The sequence below is a fragment of the Pseudomonas sp. BLCC-B112 genome, assembly GCF_028550695.1.
Lineage (GTDB): Bacteria > Pseudomonadota > Gammaproteobacteria > Pseudomonadales > Pseudomonadaceae > Aquipseudomonas > Aquipseudomonas danubii.
Map to the genome: position 1 here is coordinate 44069 of NZ_JAQQGK010000004.1, position 13388 is coordinate 57456.

Annotated in this window: 11 protein-coding genes; 6 read left to right on the forward strand and 5 right to left on the reverse strand. The window is 64.7% G+C overall.

The features are described from left to right. The first annotated feature begins 66 nt into the window (after positions 1-66). Positions 67-987 carry a carbon-nitrogen hydrolase family protein gene (locus tag PQT43_RS11645; protein ID WP_267268256.1) on the forward strand — a complete coding sequence of 307 codons (921 nt, stop codon included), beginning with the start codon at positions 67-69 and terminating at the stop codon, positions 985-987. A 14-nt stretch (positions 988-1001) separates the two neighbouring features. Here the strand turns inward: PQT43_RS11645 and PQT43_RS11650 are convergent, their stop codons facing one another. Beyond that, positions 1002-1550 (reverse strand): GNAT family N-acetyltransferase, encoded by a 549-nt coding sequence (locus tag PQT43_RS11650; RefSeq protein WP_416375917.1) that lies wholly within the window; start codon positions 1548-1550, stop codon positions 1002-1004. Further along, positions 1547-2461, reverse strand: a complete 915-nt coding sequence (locus tag PQT43_RS11655) for a LysR family transcriptional regulator (RefSeq protein WP_110653217.1) — start codon at positions 2459-2461, stop codon at positions 1547-1549. The genes PQT43_RS11650 and PQT43_RS11655 overlap by 4 nt, the downstream gene beginning before the upstream one ends. A 127-nt stretch (positions 2462-2588) precedes the next feature. On the opposite strand from PQT43_RS11655, the gene PQT43_RS11660 reads away from it, so the two are divergent. Continuing rightward, positions 2589-4124: an MFS transporter gene (locus tag PQT43_RS11660; protein ID WP_267268255.1), complete on the forward strand. Its 1536-nt coding sequence runs from the start codon at positions 2589-2591 to the stop codon at positions 4122-4124. Here PQT43_RS11660 and PQT43_RS11665 read toward each other — a convergent pair whose 3' ends face one another. Beyond that, positions 4125-5378 (reverse strand): ferredoxin reductase family protein, encoded by a 1254-nt coding sequence (locus tag PQT43_RS11665; protein WP_272753962.1) that lies wholly within the window; start codon positions 5376-5378, stop codon positions 4125-4127. Between the two features lie 503 nt (positions 5379-5881). Here PQT43_RS11665 and glsB point away from each other — a divergent pair. Then, positions 5882-6790: a glutaminase B gene (gene glsB / locus PQT43_RS11670; RefSeq protein ID WP_102863474.1), complete on the forward strand. Its 909-nt coding sequence runs from the start codon at positions 5882-5884 to the stop codon at positions 6788-6790. 3 nt (positions 6791-6793) lie between these two features. Here glsB and PQT43_RS11675 read toward each other — a convergent pair whose 3' ends face one another. Both PQT43_RS11675 and PQT43_RS11680 read right to left on the reverse strand, forming a co-directional pair. Next, positions 6794-7255, reverse strand: coding sequence for an LEA type 2 family protein (locus tag PQT43_RS11675; RefSeq protein WP_102879221.1), 462 nt, complete (start codon positions 7253-7255; stop codon positions 6794-6796). Between the two features lie 167 nt (positions 7256-7422). Further along, positions 7423-8862: a nucleobase:cation symporter-2 family protein gene (locus tag PQT43_RS11680; protein ID WP_272753964.1), complete on the reverse strand. Its 1440-nt coding sequence runs from the start codon at positions 8860-8862 to the stop codon at positions 7423-7425. A 257-nt stretch (positions 8863-9119) separates the two neighbouring features. Between PQT43_RS11680 and PQT43_RS11685 the strand changes: the two genes are divergently transcribed. From PQT43_RS11685 to PQT43_RS11695, 3 genes are all read left to right on the forward strand, one after another. Beyond that, a complete protein-coding gene (locus PQT43_RS11685) occupies positions 9120-9632 on the forward strand; it encodes an RNA polymerase sigma factor (protein ID WP_272753965.1) in 513 nt (170 codons plus the stop codon). Beyond that, the gene (locus PQT43_RS11690) at positions 9625-10581 is read left to right on the forward strand and encodes a FecR family protein (protein ID WP_102879224.1); all 957 of its coding nucleotides are present in this window, start codon (positions 9625-9627) and stop codon (positions 10579-10581) included. Before PQT43_RS11685 ends, PQT43_RS11690 begins: the two co-directional genes overlap by 8 nt. 161 nt (positions 10582-10742) lie before the next feature. Further along, entirely contained in the window at positions 10743-13178 is a 2436-nt protein-coding gene (locus PQT43_RS11695) for a TonB-dependent siderophore receptor (protein WP_267268253.1), read from the forward strand. The last annotated feature ends 210 nt before the right edge of the window (positions 13179-13388 follow it).

A 13388-nucleotide genomic window follows, 5' to 3' on the forward strand; every position in this document is an offset into this window, starting at 1 on the left:
GGGGTTTATCGATGATCAGCGGCGGCAGGACAATGCGCAACACCTGATCGTTCGAGGAGTCATGTCATGCCCAAGTCCATCGTCGCCGCGCTGCAAATCGGGGCCTTGCCAGAAGGCAAGGCCGCCACCCTGGAGCAGATCCTCTCCTATGAGGGCGCCATCATCGAAGCGGGGGCGCAGTTGGTGGTGATGCCCGAAGCGCTGCTGGGGGGCTATCCCAAGGGCGAAGGCTTCGGCACCCAACTGGGTTATCGCCTGCCGGAGGGGCGCGAAGCCTTTGCCCGTTACTTTGCCAATGCCATCGATGTGCCGGGTGCGGAGACCGAGGCGCTGGCCGGGCTGTCGGCCCGTACCGGAGCCCATCTGGTGCTGGGGGTGATCGAGCGCAGTGGCAGCACCCTGTATTGCACGGCGCTGTATTTCGATCCACAGCAGGGGCTGGTGGCCAAGCATCGCAAGTTGATGCCCACCGGCACCGAGCGCCTGATCTGGGGCCAGGGTGACGGCTCGACCCTGCCGGTGCTGGACACCCAGGTGGGACGGGTCGGCGCGGTGATCTGCTGGGAAAACATGATGCCGTTGCTGCGCACCGCGATGTACGCCCAGGGCATCGAAGTCTGGTGCGCGCCCACGGTGGACGAGCGCGAGATGTGGCAGGTGAGCATGCGTCACATCGCCCATGAAGGTCGTTGTTTCGTGGTCAGCGCCTGTCAGGTCCAGGCCTCGCCCCAGGAGCTGGGGCTGAAGATTGCCAATTGGCCGGCAGAGCGCCCGCTAATTGCCGGTGGCAGCGTCATCGTGGGGCCCATGGGCGATGTATTGGCCGGGCCGCTGGTGGGCAGCGCCGGGCTGATCAGCGCCGAGATCGACACGGCTGACCTGGTGAAGGCCCGCTATGACTACGACGTGGTCGGCCACTATGCGCGTCCGGATGTGTTTGAACTGAGCGTGGACCAGCGCCCCCGATCCGGGGTGCGTTTTATCTGAGTCGCCGGTGTTGCTCAGCGTCGGCGGCACCACTGCTCGCGGGTGATTTCCCAGATGTCCAGGGGGAAATGCCCGCCGACAAAGTCGCCGCTCTCGGAGCGCACCAGGCGCATGCCGCCACGCTCGGAGATGCGCCGCGAGCCCTGGTTCGGCGCAGCCTTGGGCACCCGCATCAGCGGTCGTTGCAGCACTTCGAACCAGAACTCGTCGACCACGGTGCAGGCTTCGCTCATGTAGCCCTGGCCTTGCCAGGGCGGGGCCAGCCAGAAGCCGCGGTTGTTGTCGGCTTCGTCCATCAGGCTGATGCTGCCGATCATTTGCTCAGGCTCGCTGCGCAAACGGATTGTCCAGTGCCATTCTGTGCCCCGGGCCATGGCCGGCAGGGCCATGTCCCGCAGGTAGCTCAGGGCGCCGTCGGCCGGGTAGGGCCAGGGCACCACGGCATTGAGGTAGCGCACCACTTCCCACTGCGGAAAAAGCTGCTGGATGGCCTCGGCGTCCGCCAGTTCCAGGGGACGTAGCAGCAGGCGTTCGGTGTGCAGGGTGGGAACAGGGTCGATCATGAGCGGGACTCCTTGTGGGCGTTGCCTAGCCTCAGTCGCTGGCTGAGAAAGTCGACGAAGACCCGCAATTTTGGCAGCAAGTGCCGGCTGCTGGGCCAGAGAATGGAGAACTTGCCGCGCTCTTGCTGATAGTCGTCCAGCACCGAGATCAGGCTGCCGTCGGCCAGGGCGCCGCAAACCACGAATTCGGGCACGTAGGCGATGCCCAGGCCCTGGCTTGCGGCGTGGATCAATGACTCCAGGTTGTTGCTGGTCAGGGCGCTGCCCAGTACCAGCGGCGGCGCGCCGTCGGGCAGGCGCAGATTCCATGGCTGCAGCACGCTGCCGCCGGGGAACTTGTAGCGCAGGCAGGCGTGCCGCTCCAGGTCCTGGGGGGTGTGCGGGATGCCGCGCTGGGCAAAGTAGCCGGGGGCGCCGATCAGCACGAAGCCGAAGGGGCCGAGGCTCCTGGACTTGAGTTGGGAGTCTGGCAGCTCGCCGCTGCGGATCACCGCGTCGACGCCTTCGGCGATCACGTCGATCAGCCGGTCGTTGAAGTCCAGGTCCAGCTCGATGTCCGGATAGCGCGCGGCGAATTCCGGCAGGATCGGCAGCAGCATGCGATAGCCGATGGCGGGCAGGCTGACCCGCAGCCGGCCCCGGGGCTTGTCGCTGATCCGCGCCAGCTCGGCCTCGGCCTCCAGCACCTCGTCGACGATACGCTGGCCGCGCTCGTAGAACAGCGCGCCTTCGTCCGTCAGGCTCAGGCGCCGGGTGCTGCGATTGAGCAAACGCACACCGAGTCGTTGTTCCAGGCGCGCTAGGGCCTTGCCCACCGCTGAGGCGGACAGTCCAAGACGCTCGCCGGCCCCCACCAGGCTGCCGCTGCGGACCACGCAGACAAACACCTGCAGGCCGTTAAGGTTGTCCATCGCTCACCTCGATTACAGCGTTTTTGTCCGTAAAGAGCGGAAGAATGCCTGGTTTTTCGCCTATTGCGGCACACCTATCATGGATTTTTCTGCAAATCGCCCGGGTTGCCAGGGCTGAGGTGTGTGTGTGAATCCTGAACTCGAATTGTCCCTGGGGCAGCCGGCCCGTGCCCGCGAGCGGGCTTCCTATGGCGTACTGGCTGCGGTCTGTCTGGCGGCCTTGATGTTACCCCTGACCTTTGTCGGCGTGGCGGTCGCGACCCCGGCCATTGGCCGCGAACTGGGGGGCAGCCCGCTGGCCCTGAGCTGGACCACCAACGCCTTCATGCTGACCTTTGGCAGTGTGCTGATGGCGGCCGGCACCCTGGCCGACGAGTACGGTCGCAAGCGTTTGTTCAGCCTGGGGGTGGCGCTGTTCGGCCTGAGCTCCCTGGCCCTGGTGTTCGTGCCGTCGCTGCTGTGGCTCAACCTGTTGCGCGGGGTCCAGGGGCTGGCAGGCGCCGCTGCCCTGGCCGGTGGCTCGGCCGCCCTGGCCCAGGCCTTCGAAGGGCCTGCGCGAACCCGCGTCTTCAGCCTGCTGGGCACCACCTTCGGCGTCGGTCTGGCCTTTGGGCCGATCCTTGCCGGGGTCCTGATCGAGCACAGCGGCTGGCGCGGGATCTTTGTCTCCGGAGCGCTGATCGGCGGTCTGGCCCTGGGCTTTGGCGTGCCGCGCATGGAGGAGTCCCGGGACCCCGAGGCCCGGGGCGTGGACTGGCCCGGCACCTTGAGTTTCACCCTGGCCCTGGTGCTGCTCACCTGGGGCATTCTGCTAGCGCCCCAGAGTGGTTGGGACAGCCCCTGGGTCCTGTTGTTGCTGGCGGGAGCGCTGCTGGCGCTGGGGCTGTTCATTGTTGTGGAGCGCCGGGCCTCGCGGCCGATGCTTGACCTGTCGCTGTTTCGCTACCCGCGCTTTGTCGGGGTGCAAGTGCTGCCCATCGCCACCTGCTACTGCTACGTGGTGCTGCTGATCCTGCTGCCGATCCGCTTTATCGGCGTCGAAGGCTACAGCGAGATCGACGCCGGAATCCTGATGATGGCCCTGTCGGCGCCGATGTTGGTGGTGCCCTTTGCCGCGGGCTGGCTCAACCGCTGGTTCAGCGCCGGCAACCTGTCGGGCCTGGGTTTGCTGGTGGCTGCCGGCGGGCTGTTCTGGCTCAGTCGGATCGAGCCGGGGCAGGCCGCGGTCGAGCGGGTCTGGCCATTGCTGGTGATCGGCCTGGGCAGCGGATTGCCCTGGGGCTTGATGGATGGGCTGTCGGTGAGCGTGGTGCCCAAGGAGCGGGCCGGCATGGCCAGTGGCATCTTCAGTACCACCCGGGTGGCGGGTGAGGGCATTGCCCTGGCCTTGGTGGTGGCGCTGCTGGCGGGGCTGTTGCAGCACGGCCTTGCAAGCCTGGCACCGCCGGGGGAGTCGCTGCTGGCCGCGCGGCAGTTGGCCGGTGGCGATCTGGCGGCCAGTGCCGGGTCCTTGCCGACGTTGTCCCGGGAAGGGTTGCTGCACATCTACTCCCAGGCATTCAGCCAGCTGTTGCAAGTGTTGATGGTCATCACCCTGCTGGCGGCCCTGGTGGTGAGGGTGGCGTTGCATGAGCCGCGCCACCCGTGTCAGGCCCGTGACTGATCAGCGGAACTCGAAGAACTCGTAGTGCAGGTTGCCTTCGGGAATCCGGTACTCGCTCATCAACTCCCGCACCTGGGCCAGCAGGCCCTTGGGTCCGCAGAAGCTGATCTGGATCTGCTGCGGGTCGGTTTCCGTGGCCGTGCGTTTGAGGGTCTGGGCCAGGGACTCGGTGCCGCCGCTGTTGGCGACGAAGTCCACGCCACGGGCCTGGGCCATGCCTTGCAGGGTGTCGACGCTGGGAAAGGCCCGGGACGGGTTGTAGCAGTACACCAGGGTCGCCTTGTCGAACTGCCCGGCGGCCGAATCCTGCAGCCAGGAAATGAACGGCGAGATGCCCACGCCGCCGCCGATCCAGATTTCCCGAGCCGCTTCTCGGGGCCGCTTGAAGCGACCATAAGGCGCGTAGAGGTCAGCGCGCATGCCGGGTTGCACCTGCTTGCGCAGCCGTTGGGTGTAGTCGCCGAGGGCGCGGATCACGAATTCGATACGCCCGTCTTCGCTCTGGGCGCTGGCGATGGTGAAGGGGTGCGGCTCGCGCAGGCCCTTTTCCTGCATCGACAAAAAGGCGAACTGTCCGGCCTTGAACGGAAAGCCCCGACCCAGGGGCGTCAGTTCCAGGTGCAGGGAGTTCTTCTCCACCTTGACCGCGCTCACCTGGTATTCGCCGACCTTGGCCACGAAAGGGTAGAGCAGCAGCTTGTACAGGGCCCCGAGCACCCCGAGGATGCACAGCGCGCCGAGCCAGATACCCGAGGGCGAGTCCAGGGTGATGGGCGACTTGAAGCTCAGCCCGTGCAGGATGACGATCAAAAACAGCGGGCCGGACAGCTTGTGCCACCAGCGCCACTGGCTGTAGGGAATGTTGCGGTTCAGCGCCAGGAGCACGATCAGGCCCAGGGCCACGTAGCTCAGTTGGCGCACCAGACGTGTCCAGTACTTCGACAGTTCGAGGATCGGCACGCTGTTCCATTCTTCCAGGTTGGCCTTGAACACCAGGTGATAGCTGGCAAACGCCAGGGCCCAGATGCCCAGCCATTTATGCACCTCGTAGACCCGGTCGAGGCCGCCGAACAGGCGCTCGACCAAGCCCCAGCGGGCGGCCAGCAGGCAGGACAGGGCCATGTAGGCCAAGGCCGTGCTGCCCAGGATCATGCTCAGGGTGGCGGAGGTCAGCCAGGTGGCGGAAGGAATCTCCAGCAGGAGGGTGAAGGTGGTGATCAGCAGGACACCGACGATCGTGTGCCAGGTTTTCAAGGGTGCATGACTCCGCTCAGGAAATGCCGTCATGGCATGAACATCGACTGCCGCAAAGGGCCCCTTTGCAACGGGTGGGCGCTGCCAAAGGGAGCGATGCATGGAATGGTGTGGCGCTGGGGCAAAGCTGGATATGACAGGTTTTTGTGCGCGTGACCGAGTGCCATTCTAGCGCTTGAACCTTAATTCAAGCTGATTTTGGTCATCGATCCGGTGTTTTATGATTGCTGAAAATGATCGAATCTCAATTGCATTTCGATTTCATGTGCTGGGCATTGCTGCAACTGGCGAGTAGCAGCCGGCTTGCCGGCGAAGGGCCCCTCAAGACCTGTGCAGGGCTAGGGAGTGTTTGGGCTGACAAACCGGCTCCGCGATGGCGTTGGCCCGGCTAGCGCCTGCGAGGTGCGGAGGATTTGCACGCGGGTGTGCTGCGCAGGCTCTGGCGCGCGTCTAGCAGCCATAGCCCCGCAGCCGTATCGGGGCCCGTGACGATGAGCCCGACCATGCAAGCCCTGTTGAACCAGATCCTCGATGAAGTCCGCCCCCTGATCGGCCAAGGCCAGGTCGCCAACTACATTCCCGCCCTGGCCGATGTGCCAGCCAACCAGCTGGGGATTGCCGTGTATGGCAACGACGGCCAGGTGTTCAGCGCCGGTGACGCCGATACGCCGTTCTCGGTGCAGAGTATTTCCAAGGTCTTCAGTCTGGTGCAGGCCATCGGTCACTCCGGCGAGGCGATCTGGGAGCGCCTGGGTCATGAGCCTTCGGGGCAGCCGTTCAACTCCCTGGTGCAACTGGAGTTCGAGCGGGGTCGGCCGCGCAACCCCTTTATCAATGCCGGGGCCCTGGTGATCTGCGACATCAACCAGTCGCGCTTCGCCGCGCCGGCCTTGTCCATGCGCGACTTTGTCCGGCGCCTGTCGGGCAACAGTCAGGTGATGGTGGATGGCCGGGTGGCCGATTCGGAATACCAGCACCGTGCCCGCAACGCCGCCATGGCCTACCTGATGCAGTCCTTCGGCAACTTCCATAACGATGTGGAAGCGGTGCTGCGCAGTTATTTCAGCCACTGCGCCTTGCGCATGAGCTGCGTCGATCTGGCCCGGGCGTTCTGCTTTCTGGCCAACGACGGTTTCTGCAAGCACAGCGGCGAGCAGATCCTCACCCGGCGCCAGACCCAGCAGGTCAACTCGATCATGGCCACCAGCGGGCTGTATGACGAAGCCGGCAACTTTGCCTATCGGGTCGGCTTGCCGGGCAAGAGCGGGGTGGGTGGGGGGATTGTCGCGGTGGTGCCTGGGCAGTTCACGGTGTGCGTGTGGTCACCGGAACTCAACAGCGCCGGCAACTCCCTGGTGGGCATGGCGGCCTTGGAGCTGCTCAGCCAACGCATCGGCTGGTCGGTGTTCTAGGACTTACCAGGCGCCCGGGTTGCTCAGGCTGATTTGCCCGCGATCGATGAAACGCTGGGTGCCGAACAGGCCGCCGGCCAGCTTGCCTCGCAGTACGTAGGGCAGGTTGTCCAAGGTCTGGGTCTGGCTCAGGCCCAGGGTCTGGCGCAGGACGGAAAACGCCGAGACGCTCACCGGAATCACCAGGATGTCCTCCGAGTAACGGCCGATATGCCCGCGCTGGTCGCTGACCCCGGACGCCAGCGGGCGGCCGTTGACTTCCAGGTCCAGGGCGACGCCGTTGTAGTCGATGGCATTTTCGTTGGGGTTCTGCAGGCGCAGCTTCACCGCGAAGCGCATTTCCAGCTCCTGGCTGGGCAGTGGCTCGATACCCACCACGTTGATCGCCAGCGGGTCGCGGTTGGGCAACAGCGCACAGGCGCTGAGACTGAGCAGTACCAGGGTCAAGGCGATCAATCTACGCATGGCATACCTGTCGGCAATGGAAATGAATGGCGGACCGGCACCTTGTAGCTGCTGCCGAGCCTGCGAGGCTGCGACAAGGCCCGCAGGGCCTTGCCTGGAAAGCCCCCGACCAACCTCCAAGGCCGAGAGCCCATCACCCGCGCACGCAGCATAGACGCCCGCCAGCCTCAGGAGTTCGCTTTAGCGCTCATGTCCGGGTCTTGCATCACCTTGAGGGTCGCCGCTTCGGGGTCGAACTCATCCTCTTCCAGCTCAAGGAATTCCTCCGGCAGGAAAATGTTGAGGAAGATCGCGCAGAAAGCGCCCACGGTAATCGGCGACTCGAAGATATTGTGCAGCGCCTTGGGCAGCTCACGCAGCACTTCCGGCACCGCCGCCACCCCCAGGCCCATGCCTAAGGAAATGGCCACGATCAGCACGTTGCGCCGATGCAGGCCGGCTTCGGCGAGGATCTTGATCCCGGCCACGGCCACGGTGCCGAACATGATCAGGGTGGCGCCGCCCAGCACCGGTTTGGGCATCAGTTGCAGCACCGCGCCGATCACCGGGAACAGCCCCAGCAACACCAGCAGCCCGGCAATGAAGTAGGCCACGTAGCGGCTGGCGACGCCGGTCAGCTGGATCACCCCGTTGTTCTGGGCAAAGGTCACCATCGGCAGGCTGTTGAACACTGCCGCTACCGCCGAGTTGAAACCGTCCGCCAGCAGCCCGGACTTGATGCGCTTGATGTACAGCGGGCCTTTCACCGGCTGCTGGGAAATCATCGAGTTGGCGGTCAGGTCGCCGGCCGCTTCCAGGGGCGAAATCAGGAAGATCACCGCCAGGGGAATAAAGGCAATCAGGTCGAAGGAGAAGCCGTACTTGAACGGCACCGGCACGCTCACCAGCGGCACCTCGGGCATGGCCGCCATGTCCACCCGGCCCAGCATCCAGGCCACCACGAAGCCCAGGGTCAGGCCGATGACGATCGAGCCCAGGCGCAGCATCGGGTGATTGAAACGGTTGAGCACGACAATGGTCAGCAGCACCAGGGCCGCCAGCCCCAGGTTGCTCGCCGCACCCAGGTCGCTGGCGCCGTAGCCGCCGGCCATGTCGGTGACCGCCACCTTGATCAGCGACAGGCCCATCAGGGTGATGATGGTGCCGGTGACCACCGGGGTGATCAGCTTGCGCAGCTTGCCGATGAACTGGCTGAGGAACATCTCGATAAAGGCCGCGACAAAGCAGATGCCGAAGATGGTGGAGAGGATGTCGTCGGTGCTGCCGCCACGACCCTTGACCATGAAGCCGGCGCTGAGCAGCACGCTGATAAACGAGAAGCTGGTGCCCTGCACGCACAGCAGCCCCGAGCCGATGGGCCCCAGGCGCCGGGCCTGGACGAAGGTGCCCAGGCCGGAGACGAACAGCGCCATGCTGATCAGGTAGGGCAGTTCGCTCTCAAGGCCCAGCACGCCGCCGAAGATCAGGGTTGGGCTGATGATGCCGACAAAACTGGCCAGCACATGTTGCAGGGCGGCGAAGATCGCCGCGCTGAAATGCGGACGGTCATTGAGGCCGTAGATCAGGTCGGACTTGTAGCGGGGAGGGGAACGATCAGGTGCGGTCATGGGAGAAGGCCTGCCAGTGGCGTGCGAAAACGCCAGGGCGCACGCCGGAAAGTGGACGGGACTTGGGCCGCAATGTCATGGCATCAGACAAGACTTGCGCACCCGGTCAGAAAAAGGAGGCGCAGGATGCCAGAAAGGTCCTGTTGTCAGAAGGGCAAACAGGCGCGAAGGGTCAATTTTGCAGAGATACGAAAGATACTGTTTCTCATTTGCCGTTGTGGAATAATCCGCCTCCCCGATTTGCGGACCTTCCCTCGATGCTGCCCATACCCAGCCTGCTGCGCAGCTTTCAAGAGCACTACGACGATCTGCTGAAGTTTCTCACCCGGCGCATGAGCGATCGCCAACGGGCGGCGGACGTGGCCCAGGACACCTACCTCAAGCTGCTCAAGGTCGACCAGCAGACGGTGGAGGTGCACAACGATCGCCGTTTCATTTTTCGCGTTGCCGGCAACCTGGCCATCGATACCCTGCGCCGCGAGCGGCGTCTGGCGGCCAATCTCAGCGACACTGAGCAACACAGTGAAGTGGTGGACCCGGCACCGGCGCCGGAAGCGGTGCTGCTGGCCAAGGAACGCCTGGCGGTGCTCGACGAGGCCCTGGCGCAACTCTCGGACAACGCCCGCCAGGCCTTGCTGCTCAATCGCCTGGAAGGCCTGACTCAGGCGCAGATTGCGTTACGCCTGGGCGTTTCCGAAAGCATGGTGGCAAAATACATCGGCCAGGCCCTGCGCCATTGCCGCGACTGGCTGCAACAGCATCATGAGTGATTCCCCCTTGCCCGCCGCCGACATCCCCATGACCGAACACTCCCAAAGCCTTGAAGACGCTGCACTCGAATGGCAGGTGTTGCTGCATTCCGGCAACGCCACGGCGGCCCAGCGCATGGCCTATCAGCAATGGCGCCAGACCAGTCCGGCCCACGCGGCAGCAGCGCAAGAGGCGCAGCAGCTGTGGGGCGACCTGGGCCAGACCCGGGCCGCCGAACAGCACCGGGCGGCGACAGCCACCGGTTCCTGGCGTGGTTGGCCGGCGCTGGTGGCGTCCCTGGTACTGGCCGTGGCCAGCGGCGTCGGTTGGTGGCAGTGGCCGGCCCTGACCTCGGACTACCACACCGCGGTCGGCCAGCAACAGCACATCACCCTGGCGGACGGTTCCAGGGTCACGCTCAACAGCGGTAGCGCATTGTCGGTGGCGTACTCGGCGGGCGAGCGCCGGGTGATCCTGCAATCTGGCGAGGCGCTGTTCGAGCCGGTTGCCGACCCGCAACGGCCGTTTGTGGTGCAGGCCGACGCCCAATACCTGCACAGTGCCGCCAGCGCCTTCAGCCTGCGCCGCGACGGCAGCCGGTTGACGGTGGTGGTGCGTGAAGGCCAGGTGCAGTTCACTGGTGATCATGCGCCAGTGCTGCTCCAGGCCGATCAGCGTCTGCAGTATCAATCCGGCCAGCCGCTGCTGGCCCAGCAAGCCGTGGACGCTGCCAGTCTCACCGCCTGGCAGCGGGGCAAGCTGATCTTCAACGGTCGCCCCCTGGGGGAGGTGATTGGCGAGCTGGAGCGTTATCAGCATGGTCGCATTCTGATCTCCGATAGCCAGTTGGCGGCCCTGGCCATCAGCGGTGTGTTCGATCTGCACGACCCGCAGGGTTCGCTGCAGGCCTTGCAGCAGCGCTATCCGCTGCAGGTTACCTACCTGCCGTGGCTGGCGGTTTTGCACTGAGTGGATTTTTTTTGCTTGGGGCACTGCAAGTTCTTTCCCGGCCAATCGTCGTAGTGAGACTGAGAAGACAATCATTCTCATTGACGTCATTTCAACGGGCTGGGAAGGAACACGTGAAAGCTATGTTCAAGCTGTCGATACTGGGGCGCGGTCAACACCTCATGCGCCGCACATTACTGGCCCAGGCGCTGTTCGCCGGTGCCGTGAGCCCACTGCTGGCCCAGGCGCAGGACGCCAGCTCCACCAGCCAGGGCAGCAGCACCCAGGAGCGCCGGGTGGCGCTCAAGCTGGTGGCCCAGCCCCTGGATCAGGCGCTGACCCGTTTTGCCGATCAGGCCGACCTGCGCCTGCTGTACACCACCGCTGATGTGGACGGCCTGCAAGCACCGGCCCTGAATGGCGAGGTCACGGTGGCCCAGGCCCTGCAGACACTGCTGGCCGGCAGCGGCATGAGCTGGTCCTTCAGTGATTCGCGTACGGTGATCCTGCGCCGCGCGGCGCCGGCCGCCAGCCTCAACCTCAAGCCGACCCAGGTCAGCGTGGCGTCGCGCACCAGCACCGCCATCAGTGAGATCCCCGGCACGGTGTGGGTGGTGGAGCAGAGCCAGCTGCGCGAGCAACTGAGCACTGGCGTCAGCCTCAAGGAAGCCATTGGCAAGCTGGTGCCGGGCCTCGACCTGGCCCCTGAAGGGCGCACCAACTATGGCCAGAACATGCGCGGGCGCAACGTCCTGGTGATGATCGACGGCGTCAGCCAGAACAGTTCCCGGGGCCTGTCCCGGCAGTTCGACAGCATTTCGCCGTTCAACGTCGAGCGCGTCGAAGTGCTGTCCGGGGCCAGCGCCATCTACGGCGGCGGCGCCACCGGCGGCATCATCAATATCGTCACCAAGAAAGGCGAACCGGGCCCGGCGCGGTTCGAGACCCAGCTGGGGGCCAGCAGTGGCTTCAACAACAGCGACGACCTGAGCACCCGCGTCGCCCAGTCGGTGAGCGGCGGCAACGAAACCATCAGCGGCCGGCTGGCGGTGGCGGGGGAGCAGAACCAGGCGTTCTATGACGGCGCCGGCAAGCAGATCTTCATCGACAACACCCAGACCGACCTGCAGTACAACCGCACCCTGGACCTGATGGGCAGCCTGGCCCTGCAGTTCAATGACGAGCAGAGCCTGGACCTGCTGGCCCAGTACTACGACTCGGGCAACCACGGCAGCACCGGGATCTATTTCCCCAACCTCAAGTACCGGGCACCGTCCAACCTGGAAAACGCCGAGCTGCGGGGCGGCTATTCCACCGACCTGGAGCCGCGTACCAAGCGCCTGCTGCTCAACGCCAACTATCACCACAGCGATGTGCTGGGCCAGGACTTCTACCTGCAGGCCTCGTACCGCAAGGAAGACAACAACTTCTTCCCGTTCCCCTACTACAACAGCGGCAGTCCCGCTGGCTCCAAGGGCGTGTACTTTGCCGCGTCGCAGCAGAATTTCGAGGTCACCAGCCTCAAGGCGCTGTTCGCCAAGGAGCTCGATGCCTTCAAGCTGACCTACGGCGTGGACCTGGACCGGGAGCGCTTCAACGCCGAGCAGAGCACCTTCGATCAGCAGATTTCCTCGGACAGTGGCGGTCTGGATCTGGTGACCCTGAGCAAGGCGCCGCGCTATCCCAGCTATCGGGTCGACGGCCTGTCCGGCTACGCCCAGCTGGACTGGCATGCCACCGACAACCTGACGGTTTCCGGCGGCTACCGGCGTCAGCAGATGGACGTGGATGTCGGCCGCTTCAAGAACGTCCCCGGTGGCAGCAACCAATATGCGGTCAACCTGTACAACCTGGGCAGCATCTACGACTTCAAGAACGGTCATCAGGTCTGGGTCAACTACGGCGAGGGCTTCGATCTGCCGGACCCGGCCAAGTTCTACGGCAAGCCGGGCCTGAGCGTCGACGACAACCCCCTGGCCGGGATCAAGAGCCGCCAGGTGGAGACCGGCTGGCGCTTCTCCGATAGCGACTGGGAGGCCCAGGCGGCGCTGTACTACATCTGGTCGGACAAGGTGATCAGCACCGACCAGGCCACCCTGACCATTGACGTCAAGGATCAGAAAAGCCGCGACTACGGCTTTGAGAGCGCCCTGACCCGGCACTTCCAGAGCGGCTGGGAAGTGGGCGGCACCCTGCATGCCGTGCGTTCCGAGGAGGAGAACAAGAACGGCGGCTGGAGCAAGCGCGACGCCCGTTATGCCTCGCTGTCGAAACTCACCGCCTTCGTCGGCTGGAAGGGTGACAGCAGCAACGTTCGCCTGCAGGGCAACCACGCCTTCACCCTCAAGGACGATGCGGTCAAGGTCATCGACGCCACTCACAGCGTTGATGCCCCCAACACCATCGACGGCTACACCACCTTCGACCTGCTGGGCAGCCACGACACCGACTTCGGCACCTTCAGCGGCGGTATCCAGAACCTGCTGGACAAGCAATACAGCACCGTCTGGGGCCAGCGCGCCAAGCTGTTCTACTCACCGACCTATGGGCCGGACTACTTGTATGACTACCAGGGTCGTGGCCGCACCTACACCCTGAGCTGGAGCATGGCCTACTGAGGGGCCATGCCCCGGGATCGGCACGGCCCAGGCAAAGGCCCGCAGCAGGTCTTCCTCGGTGGCGTGCCCTTCGACACCGGCACCACCAGTCGTTGCGGAGCACGCTTCGGGCCCGTGGCATCCGTGGACATTGCCTGTCTCGCCTCGCAAGCCTCCTGACACTGACTGTCAGGAGGCTCTGATATTCTGCGCCGGTGTTTTTTCTCCGGA